We start from the raw sequence: 14,999 nt of genomic DNA on the forward strand, positions 1-14,999 counted from the left end.
GGGCGGGGCCGGCAGGGCAGCCGCCGCCACGTGCGCTGCCGAGCTCATTTGACCACCAGGCTGCCCCGCAGCATGTGCATCCCGCAGGTGAACTCAAACGTGCCGGCCTGCTGGGGCAGGAACTCGATGGCCGTAGTTTTATAAGGGGCCAACTCGCGCCGGATGTTAAAATTGGGCAGCAGCAGCTCTTCCGAGCAGCTGTTGTCCTCGTCGCGGTAGAAATTAAGCTGCACCGGCTGGCCGTGCGTCACCTCGATTACGTTGGGCGAGTAGCCGCCCTTCACGGTAATATCGACCTGCTGAATGCCCGCCGCCGCCGACACCGCCGCTGCTACCTGGTGCGGGGCCAGAAAGAAGAACCAGCCCACGAAGCCCAGCAGGCCCAGCCCGCCAAGCGTCACGAAAATTTGGGAAGCATCCATTTTTTGGGGATTAGAAATTTAAAGTCGTTTGTCATTGCGAGCGCAGCGCGGCAATCGCCCCAGAACGAACCAGTTGAGCGACCGACGCGGTTGCCGCGCTGCGCTCGCAATGGCCGACGGGGCCTTACTTTTTAGCCGGCGAATACCCGCGCAGCCGCAGCGAGTTCGTCAGCACCGATACCGAGCTGAGCGCCATCGCCCCGGCCGCCAGCATGGGCGAGAGCAGCCAGCCCGTGAACGGGTAGAGCAGCCCCGCCGCGATGGGAATGCCCAGCGTGTTGTAGATAAAGGCAAAAAATAGGTTCTGCTTGATGGTGCGCATCGTCTGCCGCGAGAGGGCGATGGCGGTAACCACGCCCTGCAAATCGGAGCGCATGAGGGTGATGCCGGCGGCTTCCATCGCCACGTCGGTGCCGCCGCCCATCGCCAGGCCGATGTCGGCCTGGGCCAGGGCGGGCGTGTCGTTGATGCCGTCGCCCACCATCGCCACGGTGCGGCCCTCGGCTTGCAGCTCTTTTACCTTACCGGCCTTGTCGGCGGGCAGGACCTCGGCAAAAAAGCGCGTGATGCCCACCTGCTGCGCCACCTGGGCAGCGGTTTGCTGGTTGTCGCCGGTCATCATCACCACCTCGATGCCCTGGGCTTGCAGGGCCCCCACGGCGGCCCGGCTGGTGGCCCGCACCGTGTCGGCTACCCCAATCAGGGCCGCCACCTGCCCGCCCACGGCGGCATAAAGTACCGTTTTGGCCTGGCCCAACAGCTGGGCTGCCGCCTGCTCGGTGGCGGTTGAAAGCGCAATGCCCTGCTCTTCGAGCAGGCGGCGGTTGCCGAGCAGCACGGGCTGGCCGGCCACGGTGGCCCCGGCACCCCGGCCCTCGTAGGCCTGGAAGTCGGTGGCTGGGGCCGGGGCCCCGCCCTGCGCGTCGGCGTAGCGCACCACGGCTTCGGCCAGCGGGTGCTCGCTCTGGCGCTCCACGGCGGCCAGCAGCGGCAGCAAGTCGGCGGGTGCGTGGCCATTGGTAGGCACGAAATCCGTTACGGCCGGCTGGCCCTGGGTAATGGTGCCGGTTTTGTCGAGCAGCACGGTGGTGACCTTTTCGGCTTTTTCCAGGGCCTCGGCGTTGCGAATCAGCACCCCGTACTCGGCTCCCTTGCCGGTGCCCACCATGATGGCTGTGGGCGTGGCCAGCCCCAGGGCGCAGGGGCAGGCGATGATGAGCACGGCCACGAAATTGACCAGGGCCAGCGGCAGGCGCGTGGCGGCGGGGGCCAGGTCGAACCACACGACGAAGGTAGCGATGGCCAGCATCACCACCACGGGCACGAACACGGCGCTGACCTTATCGGCCAGCCGCTGAATGGGGGCCCGGCTGCCCTGGGCTTCCTCCACCAGCTTCACGATTTGCGCCAGCATGGTTTCGGCCCCCACTTTCAGCACCCGGAAGCGGAAGGAGCCGGTTTTATTAATCGTCGCACTAAACACCGCGTCGCCTTCCTTTTTTTCCACCGGCAGGCTCTCGCCGGTGAGCATACTCTCGTCCACGGCCGAGTGGCCGGTGAGCAGCACCCCGTCGGTCGCCACTTTCTCGCCGGGCCGCACCACCACTTCGTCGCCCACGAGCACTTCGGCAATCGGCACGTCCAGTTCCTGGCCCTGGCGCACCACCCGCGCCGTTTTGGCTTGCAGGCCCATCAGGGCCTGGATAGCGGCCGAGGTTTGCGACTTGGCCCGGCTTTCCAGCACCTTGCCCAGCAAAATGAGGGCGATGATGGTGGCCGTCGTGTCGTAGTACACTTCCGGCACCAGGCCCCGGCTCCTGAACCAACCCGGTACGAGCGTAGCGGCCAAGCTGTAGCCAAATGCCGCCCCGGTTCCCACGGCAATGAGCGTGTCCATGCTGGCGGTGCGGTGCCGAAAGCCATTCCAGGCCGACACGTAGAACTCGCGCCCGCAGTAGCCCAGCACCGGCAGCGTGAGCAGCAGAAGCACGTAATTGAGCACAGGCGTCGAAACCCGCTGCATCGCGGCCGGCCACAGCATGAGCATACTCAGCGCCATCACGACCACCGCCAGCCCCACGGCCACCCCGAACCGCTGCTTGAGGTGCTGGTACGCGGCGGCTTTGCGGGCCGTCAGTTCTTCATCGCTCGCCAGCACGTTGGCCGCCGCGGCGGGGCTGGCCTCATGGACGCCGTAGCCGGCCTGCTCCACGGCAGCCGCCAGGCCGGCGCGGGTTATCTGGCCGGGTAGGTACTCCACGGTGGCCTTTTCGCTGGCCAGGTTCACGGTGGCGCTCGTCACGCCGGGGGTGCGGGCCAGGGCTTTTTCCACGACGCTCGAGCAGGACGCGCAGGTCATGCCCTCGATGTTGAGCGTGGCCGTGGCGGTTCCCGCCGCCGGGGTGGGCGGGGGCGCGGCGGGGGTCGGGTGATGAGCCAATGTTTCCACGGGAAGGGATTGAGTTTAAAAGCAAGCGGACGGCAAAATCTGCCGCTTGTTTAACAAGTAGTAAACTCCCTTCCCACCCGGTTGGATGTGTAGAATTAGACCTGGCGCTTGCAACATTAGGCGGATGTTGCTGAATAAGCCCCGCCCCATGCACGATTCAACCACCAGACTTACAAGGTTTCCAGAAATAAAGCCGCCGCACGAAGCGGCTGCGTTCGAGTCGGTGGGGCCATCAAGCCTGCGAATTTCCTGGTGCAGTCCTTGTTAATGGCCAAAGCAGCCCCGCCGGCCGGGGCCACCGGCCCGTGTCCGCCCCTCAACTGCTGCCCTTGCTGTTTGGGCGTGATAAACTTTTTGGCGAATTTCACCGTTGCTTTGCTCTGATGTTCCGGCTTTCATCCCATTCCCGACGCGCTACGGCGGCCACCTTGCTGGTGGTCTTCCTCCACGTGTTCTTTGGGCAAGCCGTGTGCGCCTTGACGATGCCCGCCATGCCGACTGCCGCGCCCCATGCGCACGCACACCTGGCTGGTACGCCCCCGCACCACCACGAAGCCGAGCCGTCGCCTGACCACGCCGCGCTGAGCGCCCCTCACCACGCGCACCCCGCCCCGCACTCGCACAAGTCCCCTTCCAAAGACAACTGCTGCCAGGACGATGCCGCCGCCGTGTGGGCTACGCTGGCGCACCCGCCCAGAACTGACGTAGCCAAGCTGCTGTCGGCTTTTACCCCGCTGGCCGCGCCCTACGCGCTGCCGGCCCGCTTTCAACGCTGGGACCGCACCCGGCCCGTCGCACTTGTGGCCCGCCGGCAGTTGAAACCCAAAATCCCCGACATCCGAATTTTCATTCAGTCGCTGATTGTCTGAGTTCTTTCGTGTCCCAGGCCCGCGCCGGCATAGCTTCGCTATGACCCGGCCGGGCCTTTTTGCGTGGGTTGAGCGGCCGTAGGTCCGGCCCAGGCCCCCTTTTTTTCTTCTGGGCAGCTCTTCTTGCCAACAACGAAAAGTTGTTGCGAACTGGCTGGTGTGCCGCCCCCGCAGGACCCCGCGCACCGCACCCGACTCATGCGCTGCACGCTGCCCTGGCCGCCCTTACTGGCTTCGCGCGGTGGCAGCCGCCGCGGGCGCAGCGCCGCTTTTCCCGCTGGGTAGCCCCGTAAACCCTGCCCGGCAGTCGGTCCGGCGTATCCCATCGTCGCCACGTGGTGGCGACTTCTTCCCGTCTTCTTTTTGCTCGAATGAAAAACTTACTGTCTTGGGCCGTACTGCTCGCCGGCCTCGCCTTTTCCGTGGCCAGCTGCTCGTCGAATACCGACGCAGCCGATAAATCGTCTTCCACCACCCAAAAGCCCGTTAATGTGGCCCCCGACCACGGCGACATGGCCGGCATGGACATGCACGCGGCCGGCGCGGCGCACAGCGGCGGCCACGTGTACGCCTGCCCCATGCACCCCGAAGTGCGCAGCGACAAGCCCGGCACCTGCCCCAAGTGCGGCATGACCCTGGAGCACACCGATAAGCCCGCCGGCGGCGACGGCAAGGTGTACCAGATGCTGATGACCACCCAGCCCACCCAACTCAGGGCGGGCCAGCCGGTCAATTTCTCCTTTCTGCCCCAACTCGCCGGCCAGGAGAAAGCACCCGTGCCGCTAGCCGTGGTTCACGAGAAAAAGATGCACATCATCATCGTGAGCCGGGACCTATCCGAGTTCTTTCACGAGCACACCACCTTCACCGCCCAGGGCAACTACGACGTACCGTTCACCTTCAAGACGGGCGGCGACTACGTGGTATTCGAGGACTACACGCCGGTGGGCGAGTCGCATCAGCTGGGCCGCCAGGTGCTGCGCGTAGCCGGCCCCCGCAAGGCCCCGGTGGTATTCAAGCAGGATACCCGGCGCTGGGCGCAGGGCGGCTACGAGGCCACGCTGAGCTTCGACAAGCCGGTGCGGGTAGGGCAGCCGCTATTCCTGCAAGTAAAAGTTACCAAGGGCGGCCAGCTCGTCGCGGACCTCTACAATTACCTCGGGGCCCTGGGCCACATGGTCGTCATCAGCCAGGATACCAAACAGTACCTGCACGTGCATCCGCAGGACCAGGCCGACAAAGGCCCCGTCATCGGCTTCCACACCGGGTTCGACAAGCCGGGCTTGTACCGGGTGTTTCTGCAGTTCAACCACGCCGGGCAGGTGCGCACGGCCGATTTCACGGTGAACGTGGCCCCGGCCGCGGCGGCTTAGCTCCCCCTTTTTTCACTTGCTCATGAACACGCTGCCGCTGCTGTTTGCTTTCGCCGGGGCCCTACTCTTGTCGGGCTGCGGCAGCGACGCGCCCCCCGCGCAACGCCCCGCACCGGCCCGCACCGGGACCCCCCAGGTTGCCGGGGTGCCCTCCGACCTGGTCATTCCCTCCCTCGACTCGGCTTCGCTGGAAGACGTGCAGCAGCAGGTGTTGGCGCAGCTGCACACCGACCCGCTGGTGGGCAACGTGGGCCACGACTTTGCGCACGTGCTGGCCATTTACCAGCGCGGCATCCTGGCCGGGGCGCGGGCAGAGCTGCGCGAGGGGCACGACCCGGCCCTGCGCAAAATAGCCGCCGCCGTGCGGGACCGGGCCCAGCGGACCCGCACCGCCGCCGACCAGCTGGCCCAGCGCCTGCACGGCCAGGCCCGCAACTACCACCCCGACGACCTGGCAGACCCGTTCACGCGCAGCGTTCGGGGTGCGGTGAAGGCATCGTTCCGGGCCCACCCGGTGGCCCAGGTGCCCGACCACGATTTTGCGGCCCTGCTGCTGGCCCAGCGCGGCGGGGCGGCGGCCATCGCACGGGCAGCCCTGGGCACGGGCCGGCTGCCGGCCCCCGCGCGGGCTTTGGCCCGGCAGGTGCTCGCTGAGCAGCCCACCGAAACCCGCTTGCTACGGGCGGCCCTGAAAAACCACGGCGCAGCCCACTGACCCGGCCACGCATTCCTTTTTTACCCTACCCCAGCCCCCGTTACTCATGAACAGTCCCCTGCTTCCTTCCGCCGCCCTGGCTACGGCCTTACTGAGCGCCTGCGGTAACGACAAAGCCACGACGACCACGATGGAAACAACGGCGGCCCCCGCCCCGGCGGACTCGACCAGGAGGGCCGATGGCCCCGCCGGTACGAGTAGCCCCGCCACCACCAGCACCGCCGCCACCGGCTCGCTGACCGGCGCGATGGCCAAAATGTAGCCCGGTCCTTACCGCTAAATCCCCCCACTTTATTTTCTTTTTAATACCGATGAAAAACCTTCTTAATGCCTTCGCGCTGGCCGCTGTACTAGCCGCCACCCCCTTCGTTTCGCAAGCCCAGCATACCCACGGCGCGGGCGGGCAGCCTGGTCAGCTGGCCCCCGGCGAAATGCACGCCCACGTGGCCCCCCACGGCGGGGTAGTGCGCTCGGCCGGGGCCTACCACCTGGAGCTGCTGATGCAGGCCACCAGCTTGGACGTGTACTTGCTGGGCGCTAAAATGAGCGCCGTGCCTAACCGGGGCACTACGGGTTCGGTGCTGGTGCAGTTGGCGAACAACACGACCGCTACGCTGCCGCTCGTGCCGGCCGGGGCCGACCACTTCAGCGCTAAGCTGCCCACCGGCGCGAAGGTGCGCACGGCCATCGTCACGCTCAACGCCAGCGGCAAAACCGTTAACGCCCGCTTCGATAAGCTTGACGGAGCCGCCGGCAAGGCCGTGGGGGCCGTCTATACCTGCCCCATGCACCCGGAAGTAACCAGCCGCCAGCCCGGCAAATGCCCCAAGTGCGGCATGGCCCTGGTGAAAAAATCCTGATTAGCGGCCCGCCCCGGTCTGGCCGGGGTAGCCTGGCTACCTCGCGCGGCGTGAATGGCCACCCAAAGTTTTTAGGGCCGGGGCGTTCGTTTGCCTGGTTCCTCAACTTCTTCTTTATGAATAATATTCCCTTAAAAACCGGGCTGCTGGCCCTGCTGCTGCTGGCCGCTGCCCCGGCCTGGGCGCAGCGCGTGGTGGTGCGGCTTGATAGCGCCGAGGGACGGGCGCTGCGCCTGCACCCGCGCCTGCGGCAGTCACAGCAGGAGATTGCCGAGCAGCGGGCGCTGCGGCGCGGCAGCTTTTCGCTGCGCAACCCCGACGTGTTATTTTCGGCCCCCACGGGCTACCAGTGGGCCCCCGGCGTGGTGCAAACCATCGACTTCCCGACCGTGTACCAGCGGCAGGCGCGGGCCGCCGAAGCGGGTATCGCCCTGGCCGAGCGGGGCCGCGACGTGAACCGCGCCACCGTGCGCCGCGACGTGCGCACGGCCTACCTCACGCTGCAATTTGCGGAGGCGCAAATCCGGCAGCTCACTTACCAGGACAGCCTGTTCCGGGCCTTGCAAACGGCTACCGACCGGCTCTTCAAGGCCGGCGAGGTAACGGCCCTGCAACGGGTGAGCACGGCGGCCGAAGCCCGCCAGGTGCGCAACCAGCTCGACCAGGCCACCGTGGACCTGCGGGCGGCCCAGCGGCGGCTGGGCCTGCTGCTGGGCCAGCCCACCGCCGAGCTGCACGCCGATGCCGACCTGCGCCAAACCGGCCCCGACCTGGCCCGCACCGGCAGTACGCTGCTCGCCGGCCTGCCCGCCGAAGACAGCGTAGCCGTGGGGCAAAGCCCGACGCTGGCCTACGCCGCCCAAAGCGTAGAGCTGAGCCAGTCGGGCATCAGCCTGGTGCGGGCGCGGCGCAACCCGGCCCTGACCGTGGGCTACCAGAACCAGGGCCTGGCCGACTCGCCCACCCGCTACCGCTTTCAGTTTGGGGTGTCGGTGCCGCTGTACTTCTGGACCTACCGCGCCCAGCTGCAAGCCGCCACCGCCCGCGCCAACGTGGCCCAGGCGCAGGCCCAGGTGCAGCGCCTGGAGCTGGGCACCAACTACCAGCAGCGCCTCTCGGACACCCGCAAGTTTTCGTCGTCGCTGGCTTATTACGAGCAAACCGGGTTGCCGCAGTCGGCGGCCATTATCAGCCAGTCGCAGCGCCTGTTCCGGGCCGGCGAAATCGGCTACCTGGCGCTTATTCAGAGCCTGAACCAGGCGTTTACCATCCAGAATACTTACCTGACCACCGTCCGGGAGTACAGTCAGGCCCTCATCGAACTCAACTACCTGCGCGGACAATGAAAAAGAACCTGCTGCCCAAACTACTGCTCAAACTGCTCCTGCTGCTGGCCTGGCTGGCGGCGGCCCCCGCTTTCGCCCACGGCGGCGAAGACCACGGCGACGCGGCCAAAGCTACCCCGGCGGCCGGGGCCACTACGTTTAGCGCGGTGGCTACTTCCGACCAGTTCGAGGTGCTGCTGCGCTACCCGCCGCTCCAGCCCGGCGGCGATGCCGACATGCGCTTTTTCCTGGCCGACTTCGCCACCAACGCGCCCATCCGTGGGGCCAAGCTCACCTTCACTTCTCCCGAGGACCCGAAGCTAAAGTTTGAAGTTACCGAGAAGGGCCCCGGCGAATACCTGGTCGAAACCAACTTTCCGGCCAAGAAAACCTACAGCCTCACGGCGCAAATCGTGGCCGGCTCCCAGGCCGATTTGCTGCTGCTCGAAGGCATTGCCGTGGGCAAGGCCCTGCCCGTGGCGGCGGCCCCAGTGCCCGCCGCCCAGCCCTGGCTGAGCTGGAAAACCGGCCTGCTGCTGCTCGGCACCTTCCTGCTCGGCAGCGCGGCGGCGGCCCTGCTCCTGCGCCGCCGCCGTCCCGCTCCCGCAACCGTTGCCCAAACCCCCGTTTACAAATGAAAACGACCCCCAAACTCCTACTGGGCGGCCTGGCCCTGACGGCCGCGCTGGCTACTTTCCTGCCCGCGCCGCGCCCGGCGCAGGCCCACGGTGGCGAAGACCACGGCGAGGCCAGGCCGGCCGCCACTACCACCGGCGCGACCGACGAAGTGGCCCTGCCCAAGGAAAGCCAGTTTCTGTTCGACATCCGCACCCAGCTCGCCCAACCCGATTCGCTCACCACCCGGCGGACCCTGCTGGGCGTGGTAGCGGCGGCCCCCGGCGGCGAGGGCCAGCTCGTGGCCCCGCAGGCGGGCCGGCTGGTGAGCCTAAGCGTGCGCGTGGGCCAGACCGTGCGGGCCGGGCAGGTGCTGGCCGTGCTCGACCAAACCCTCGACGCGACCCAGCAAATCGGCCTCAGCACCGGCACCGCCAACGCCCAGGCCGAGCTGCGGGCCGCCGAGCAGGACTACGCCCGCCTGCAGAGCATCGCCGACATCGCCGCCCGCAAAGATGTGGTGGCCGCCGAGCTGCGCCTGCGCCAGGCCCGGCAGAACGCCGGCATCCTCGCCGGGCAGGGCCGGCAGCGGCGGGTGGCCCTCACCGCGCCCATCGGCGGCACGGTGGACGTGTTCACCCTCGCAATGGGCCAGCAGGTCACGGCCGGCCAGCCGCTCTTGTCCATCATCAACCCCCAAAAGCTCGCCGTCACGGCCCAGGTGTTTGCCGACGACCTGGCCCCGGTGCAGGCCGCCAGCCGCTTCGTGGTGGAGGGCTTGCAGGGCGGCGCGGGGGCCCCGGCCCGGCTCGTGTCGTTCAGCAACGTGGTGAACCCCGTGAACCAGGCCCGCCAGCTCGTGCTGGCCGTGGCCGGCGGCGCGGCGGGCCTGCGCCCCGGCCAAAGCGTGCAGGTGCGGGTGCAGGCCCGCGCCGGCAAGCCCCAACTAGCCGTGCCCACGGCGGCCGTGACCGACGTGGGCGGCAAGCCCGCCGTGTTCATCCACACCAGCCCCGAAGTGTTCAAGCTGCGCTTCGTGCAGCCCGGCCCGGCCGACAACCAGCGCACCGTGATTCTGGGCGGCCTGGAGCCGGGCGAGCGGGTCGTGACGCAGAACACCTACCAGCTTAAATCAGTGTACCTCAACCAATAGCCGGCCTGTTTTTTATGAAATCCTTTCCGCATTGCTCGTTTCTAGGGGCGCTGATTTTCGCGTTGGCGGCTCGCTCCGGCGCGGCCCAATCTGCCCCGGCGACCTCCGATGAGCTGGCGGTGCGCCAGGTATTGAGCCGCTACCAACGCGCCGTTGAAAAGCTCGACACCACCGGCACCGACCGGCTCTTCACCCCCACCTCCGTGGTGCTGGAAACGGGCAGCAAGGAGGGCACCTACCGCCACTACGCGGCGCACCACCTCGCCCCGGAGCTGAAAGAATTCAGTGCGTTTATCTACGGCGACTACGCGGCCGACGTGACCGTGGACGGCCCCTACGCCTTCGCGGTGGAAACCTACACCTACACCATCGCGCTCAAGAAAGACCCCAAAACCCTTATCAAACGGCACGGGGTCGCCACGTTGGTGCTCCGCAAATCGCCGGCGGGTAGCTGGCAAATCAGCAGCAGCCACAATTCGGCCCGCAAGTAGCTCACTGGCTATTGGCTGGTCCTGAATTCTTTACGTCACCGCTGCCCTTCCCTAAACTAGTATGCTCGACCGCATCATTCGCTTTGCGCTAGAAAACCGGCTGCTCACGCTGGCCTTTGCCCTGGCGCTGCTTATCGGCGGCTTCACCACCCTGCGCGGCCTGCCCGTGGACGTGCTGCCCGACCTCGACCGGCCCCGCGTCACGGTCTTCCTCGAAGCCCAGGGCATGGCCCCGGAAGAAGTGGAGGCCCTCGTGACGCGCCCCGTGGAAGTGGCCCTGAACGGGGCCACCGCCGTGGAAGCCGTGCGCTCCAACTCGGCCATCGGCCTGGGCCTGGTGTTCGTGGAGTTCAGCTACGGCACCGATATTTTCACCGCCCGCCAAATCGTGGCCGAAAAGCTGCAAACCGTGAGCGGGCAGCTCCCGGCCGGCATTACGCCGGTGCTGGGGCCCATTTCGTCGGTGATGGGCCAGATTATGCTCATCGGCCTGAGCAACACCGGCCGGGGCCCCACTACGGCCGCCGACCTGCGCACCCTGGCCGACTACACCGTGCGCCAGCGCCTGCTCAGCATTCCGGGCGTGGCCCAGGTCATTCCCATCGGCGGCGACTCGCGCCAGTACCAGGTGCTGGTGAACCTGGCCCGCCTCAACGCTACCGGCCTGACCATCAACCAGCTGGAAGATGCCTTGCGCCGCTCCAACCTCAACACCACCGGCAACTTCTTCGACCGCAACGGCTCCGAGGTGCTCATCCGCAACCTGGGGCGGCTGCGCTCGGTGCAGGACATTGAGGACATCATCGTCGGCTACCGGGAGGGTTCGCCCGTCACGGTGCGGCAGGTGGCCGACGTGCGGTTCGGGGCCCGCTTCAAGCGCGGCGACGGCAGCGTGAACGGCCGGCCGGCCGTGATTCTGAGCGTGGAAAAGCAGCCGGGGGCCAGCACCCTCGACCTCACCAAAACCGTGGAAGCCGCCCTGGCCGACTTGCAGCCCGCGCTGCCGAAAGATGTCAGCTTCAATACCCGGCTGTTTCGCCAATCGGAGTTTATCGATAACTCGCTCACCAACGTGGAAGACGCGCTGCGCGACGGGGCCATCCTGGTGGTCATCGTGCTGTTCGCGTTTTTGCTGAACGTGCGCACCACGGTTATCTCGCTCACGGCCATTCCGTTGTCGCTGCTCGTGACGGCCCTCGTCTTCAAAGCGGCGGGCATCACCATCAACACCCTCACGCTGGGCGGGCTGGCCATCGCCATCGGCGAGCTGGTGGACGATGCCATCGTGGACGTGGAAAACGTGTTCCGGCGGCTGCGCGAAAACCGCGCCCTGCCCCAGCCCCGGCCGGCGCTGCAAGTCATTTACGCGGCCAGCTCGGAGGTGCGCAACTCCATCGTGTACGCCACCGTCATCGTGGTGCTGGTGTTCCTGCCGCTGTTTGCCTTGTCGGGCATCGAGGGCCGCATTTTCGCCCCGCTGGGCGTGGCCTACATCACCAGCATCGTGGCCTCGCTGGTGGTGTCGCTCACCGTTACGCCGGTGCTCTGCTATTATTTATTACCCAAAATGAAGATGAGTGCCGAGCAGGACAGCCGCCTGGTGCGCTGGCTCAAGGACCGGGACACGCGGCTGCTACACTTTGGCTTTGCGCACCCCCGGCTGATTCTGGGCCTTACCGGGCTGCTGTTCGTGGCCGCCGCCGCCACGGTGCCCTTCTTTGGCACCGAGTTTTTGCCGCCCTTCAACGAGGGCTCACTCACGGTCAACTTCGCTACCCCGGCCGGCACCTCGCTCACCGAGTCGAACCGCCTGGGCACCCTGGGTGAGCAGCAGTTGCTGACTGTGCCCGAAGTGGCCTTCACCGCCCGCCGCACCGGTCGCGCCGAGCTGGACGAGCACGCCGAAGCCGTGAACAATTCCGAAATCGAAGTGGCCTTCAAAACGCCGGAGGAATTGAAAAAAGCGGGCCTTCAACTCCGGCCCAAGGCCGCCGTGCTGGCCGACGTGCGCCAGCGGCTCAGCATCCTGCGCGGGGTGAACGTGAATATCGGCCAGCCCATTTCCCACCGCCTCGACCACCTGCTGAGCGGGGTGCGGGCCCAGGTGGCCATCAAGCTGTTCGGTAACGACTTGCTCGAACTGCGGCGCTACGCCAACGAGGTGCGCACCGCGGCGGCCACCGTGCCGGGCGTGGTCGATTTGCAGGTCGAAAAGCAGGTGCAAGTGCCGCAGCTGCTCATCCGCCCCCGCGAAGAAGCCCTGCGGGCCTACGGCATGGAGCGCGGCCGGGTAGTGCAGGACCTGGAAACGCTGTTTCAAGGCTCCGTGGTATCGAGCATCCTCGACGGCCAAAAGAGCTTCGACCTCATCGTGAAGCTACCCGAAAACCAGCGCCAGGACCTGGCCACCATCGGCAACACTCGCATCGAAACGCCCGGCGGGGGCTTCGTGCCAGTATCCGCGGTAGCGGATGTGAGCTACGAGCCGGGGCCCAACACCATCAACCACGAGAACACCCAGCGCCGCATCACCATCTCGCTGAACGTGGCCGGGCGCGACCTGGGCAGCACGGTGAAGGAAGTGCAGCAGCAGATTCAGCAGCGGGTCAAGCTGCCCACGGGCTACTACCTCACCTACGGCGGGCAGTTCCAGAGCCAGCAGGAAGCCAGCAGTAAGATTCTCTGGCTGAGCCTCTTCTCCTTTATCGGCATCTTCCTGGTGCTCTACTCGCACTTCAAATCGGGGCTGCTGGTGGCCCAAATCATGCTCAACATTCCGCTGGCGCTCATCGGGTCGGTGGCGGCGGTGCTGCTCACGGGCGGCACGCTCAGCATCGCCTCGCTGGTGGGCTTCATCACCCTCACCGGCATCGCCTCGCGCAACGGCATCATGATGATTTCGCACTACCTCCACCTGCTGGAAAAAGAAGGGGAAGCGTTTTCTGACCACCTCATCGTGCGCGGCTCGCTGGAGCGCCTGGTGCCGGTGCTGATGACGGCCCTGGTGGCGGCCCTGGCCCTGGTGCCCCTCACCCTCGATGCCAGCGCGGCGGGCAAGGAAATCCTCTACCCGGTGGCCGTCGTCATCCTGGGCGGGCTGTTGTCCAGCACGTTGCTCGACATCGTGGTCACGCCCGTCGTGTTCCGCCTGCTGGGCCGGCGGGCCCTGGCGCAGTACCGCGCCAACCACACCGGCCCGCACCTGGGGCCCCTGGCCGACCCTGTGGACGCGCCGCCCTTTGCCCCGCCCGCCGACCAAAGCACCCTCGCGCCCGCCTGATACTCCCCGCAACGCCGCCAGCCAGCCGGCCGCTCACCGCTGCGGCTCTCCACACCTAACGACCTGACCAATGGCCTCCACCGTCTTCTACATCCGGCACATGGTCTGCGCGAAGTGCATCCTGGTAGTGCGCGAGCACCTGTTGGCCCTGGGCTTAACGCCGTTGCGCGTGGAGCTGGGCGAAGTGGAGGTACGAACCGCCGCCGCCGCCATCGACTGGCCCCGGCTGCGGCAGAGCCTGGCGGCTGAGGGCTTTGAAATCCTGGACCACCTTTCGCCCCCGCAGCGCCTGGTGGCTCACATCAAAGCCTTCGTTGCCGACCTGCTCCGCACCAACCCCGCCGCGTTGCGCAGCGGCCATTTCTCCAAGCGGCTCAGCCAGCAGCTCAGCCGCCGGTTCACCTACCTCAGCGATGTTTTTTCGGCCGCCGAGGGCTACAGCCTGGAGCAATACGTTATTCGGCAGCGCATCGGGGCGGCCCGGCACCTGCTGGCCACCAGCACCCTGCCGGTGGGCCGCATCGCCCGCGCCCTGGGCTTCAGCAGCCTGGGCCACCTGTCGCGGCAATTTCAGCGCGAAATGGGTATTTCGCCCAGCGGCTACCGGCGCGGGGGTTGCGGGTCGCCGGCCCTTTCACTCGACAACCAGTACCAGGCGAGCGGATATTCTGGCATTGCCAACGCCGCAGACTGACTCTGTAGACTGCCAGCTCTTTTCCCGTGCCTGCCGGGACCAACTTACTGATAATGATTTTCTAAAAGGCTCACAAATTATGCAGCAGTTGCCTGCGAATCGTGTAAAACTGCTGGGTAGTCGGCGCGTAAACAAGTTCGTCATTCTTCTTCCCTAACCTTGAATTTTATGCCCGCCCAAAATCAATCCCTACTTGATGCCCTCAACGCCTGCGTGGCTTCGTGTGAGAACTGCGCCACCGCCGGCCTGCGCGGCGACGATATCCAGATGATGGCCCGCTGCATTGAACTCGACCGCGACTGCGCCGACTTCTGTGCCCTCACTGCCCGCTTCGTGGCCCGTGGCTCCGAGCACGCCCAGCATTTGCTAGACGAATGCGCCGAAATCTGCAAAGCCTGCGGCGATGAGTGCGAGAAGCACGCCGCCCATATGGAGCACTGCCGGGAGTGCGCCGAGGCGTGCCGTCGCTGCGAGCAAGCCTGCCGTCAAGGCATGAGCGTGGCCGCTTAACGCGGTGAATAAAAGAAACGCCTGAGAAGCTGTCCGAGTTAACCCAAATGAGCAATTATCGGAGTGGAAACGCAGTATTTTGTGTTTCTACCCCGACAACTGTTTGTTCGGTGGCGGCCCAGTTGGACAAAAAAGACTTCGGGGCTTGCCCCAAAATAGGTTCCTGCGCAGCCGAGTACCCGGCGGGCATCCCGCCAGAGAATGTGAACAGCTACGGGATTTCCAGCGAGACGATGAGTACGG

General features: G+C 66.3%; 14 protein-coding genes. 12 read left to right on the plus strand and 2 right to left on the minus strand.

Translation table 11 applies throughout. The features are described 5' to 3' along the window. Window positions 1-44 precede the first annotated feature (44 nt). Window positions 45-422: a copper-transporting ATPase gene (locus A0257_21090; GenBank protein AMR29344.1), complete on the minus strand. Its 378-nt coding sequence runs from the start codon at window positions 420-422 to the stop codon at window positions 45-47. A gap of 124 nt (window positions 423-546) precedes the next feature. Then, window positions 547-2,871 carry an ATPase gene (locus tag A0257_21095; GenBank protein ID AMR29345.1) on the minus strand — a complete coding sequence of 775 codons (2,325 nt, stop codon included), beginning with the start codon at window positions 2,869-2,871 and terminating at the stop codon, window positions 547-549. A gap of 482 nt (window positions 2,872-3,353) precedes the next feature. On the opposite strand from A0257_21095, the gene A0257_21100 reads away from it, so the two are divergent. The 12 genes from A0257_21100 (at window position 3,354) to A0257_21155 (ending at window position 14,756) form a co-directional block, all read left to right on the plus strand. Further along, window positions 3,354-3,740 carry a hypothetical protein gene (locus A0257_21100; protein ID AMR29346.1) on the plus strand — a complete coding sequence of 129 codons (387 nt, stop codon included), beginning with the start codon at window positions 3,354-3,356 and terminating at the stop codon, window positions 3,738-3,740. A 371-nt stretch (window positions 3,741-4,111) separates the two neighbouring features. Continuing rightward, on the plus strand, window positions 4,112-5,113 hold the full coding sequence (locus A0257_21105; GenBank protein AMR29347.1) for a hypothetical protein: 1,002 nt from the start codon (window positions 4,112-4,114) through the stop codon (window positions 5,111-5,113). Window positions 5,114-5,135: 22 nt separating this feature from the next. Next, the gene (locus A0257_21110) at window positions 5,136-5,828 is read left to right on the plus strand and encodes a hypothetical protein (protein ID AMR29348.1); all 693 of its coding nucleotides are present in this window, start codon (window positions 5,136-5,138) and stop codon (window positions 5,826-5,828) included. Between the two features lie 46 nt (window positions 5,829-5,874). Beyond that, a complete protein-coding gene (locus tag A0257_21115; protein AMR29349.1) occupies window positions 5,875-6,090 on the plus strand; it encodes a hypothetical protein in 216 nt (71 codons plus the stop codon). 49 nt (window positions 6,091-6,139) lie between these two features. Further along, window positions 6,140-6,688 (plus strand): hypothetical protein, encoded by a 549-nt coding sequence (locus A0257_21120; GenBank protein ID AMR29350.1) that lies wholly within the window; start codon window positions 6,140-6,142, stop codon window positions 6,686-6,688. 116 nt (window positions 6,689-6,804) lie between these two features. After that, the gene (locus tag A0257_21125; GenBank protein AMR29351.1) at window positions 6,805-8,034 is read left to right on the plus strand and encodes a hypothetical protein; all 1,230 of its coding nucleotides are present in this window, start codon (window positions 6,805-6,807) and stop codon (window positions 8,032-8,034) included. Beyond that, complete coding sequence (locus A0257_21130) at window positions 8,031-8,651, plus strand: hypothetical protein (protein ID AMR29352.1); 621 nt, start codon at window positions 8,031-8,033, stop codon at window positions 8,649-8,651. Before A0257_21125 ends, A0257_21130 begins: the two co-directional genes overlap by 4 nt. After that, on the plus strand, window positions 8,648-9,781 hold the full coding sequence (locus A0257_21135) for a hypothetical protein (GenBank protein AMR29353.1): 1,134 nt from the start codon (window positions 8,648-8,650) through the stop codon (window positions 9,779-9,781). Before A0257_21130 ends, A0257_21135 begins: the two co-directional genes overlap by 4 nt. 62 nt (window positions 9,782-9,843) lie before the next feature. Continuing rightward, window positions 9,844-10,272 (plus strand): hypothetical protein, encoded by a 429-nt coding sequence (locus A0257_21140; protein ID AMR29890.1) that lies wholly within the window; start codon window positions 9,844-9,846, stop codon window positions 10,270-10,272. Window positions 10,273-10,333: 61 nt separating this feature from the next. Then, complete coding sequence (locus tag A0257_21145; protein AMR29354.1) at window positions 10,334-13,552, plus strand: multidrug transporter AcrB; 3,219 nt, start codon at window positions 10,334-10,336, stop codon at window positions 13,550-13,552. A gap of 70 nt (window positions 13,553-13,622) precedes the next feature. Then, a complete protein-coding gene (locus tag A0257_21150) occupies window positions 13,623-14,246 on the plus strand; it encodes a hypothetical protein (protein ID AMR29355.1) in 624 nt (207 codons plus the stop codon). Window positions 14,247-14,414: 168 nt separating this feature from the next. Then, window positions 14,415-14,756, plus strand: a complete 342-nt coding sequence (locus A0257_21155) for a ferredoxin (GenBank protein ID AMR29356.1) — start codon at window positions 14,415-14,417, stop codon at window positions 14,754-14,756. Window positions 14,757-14,999 lie beyond the last annotated feature (243 nt).

The sequence above is a fragment of the Hymenobacter psoromatis genome (assembly GCA_001596155.1).
GTDB lineage: Bacteria > Bacteroidota > Bacteroidia > Cytophagales > Hymenobacteraceae > Hymenobacter.

Coding starts and splice junctions, on each gene's coding strand:
- A0257_21090 (AMR29344.1), bottom strand. CDS start 422: ATGGATGCTTCCCAAATTTTCGTGACGCTTGGCGGGCTGGGCCTGCTG.
- A0257_21100 (AMR29346.1), top strand. CDS start 3,354: ATGCCCGCCATGCCGACTGCCGCGCCCCATGCGCACGCACACCTGGCT.
- A0257_21105 (AMR29347.1), top strand. CDS start 4,112: ATGAAAAACTTACTGTCTTGGGCCGTACTGCTCGCCGGCCTCGCCTTT.
- A0257_21110 (AMR29348.1), top strand. CDS start 5,136: ATGAACACGCTGCCGCTGCTGTTTGCTTTCGCCGGGGCCCTACTCTTG.
- A0257_21115 (AMR29349.1), top strand. CDS start 5,875: ATGAACAGTCCCCTGCTTCCTTCCGCCGCCCTGGCTACGGCCTTACTG.
- A0257_21120 (AMR29350.1), top strand. CDS start 6,140: ATGAAAAACCTTCTTAATGCCTTCGCGCTGGCCGCTGTACTAGCCGCC.
- A0257_21125 (AMR29351.1), top strand. CDS start 6,805: ATGAATAATATTCCCTTAAAAACCGGGCTGCTGGCCCTGCTGCTGCTG.
- A0257_21130 (AMR29352.1), top strand. CDS start 8,031: ATGAAAAAGAACCTGCTGCCCAAACTACTGCTCAAACTGCTCCTGCTG.
- A0257_21135 (AMR29353.1), top strand. CDS start 8,648: ATGAAAACGACCCCCAAACTCCTACTGGGCGGCCTGGCCCTGACGGCC.
- A0257_21145 (AMR29354.1), top strand. CDS start 10,334: ATGCTCGACCGCATCATTCGCTTTGCGCTAGAAAACCGGCTGCTCACG.
- A0257_21150 (AMR29355.1), top strand. CDS start 13,623: ATGGCCTCCACCGTCTTCTACATCCGGCACATGGTCTGCGCGAAGTGC.
- A0257_21155 (AMR29356.1), top strand. CDS start 14,415: ATGCCCGCCCAAAATCAATCCCTACTTGATGCCCTCAACGCCTGCGTG.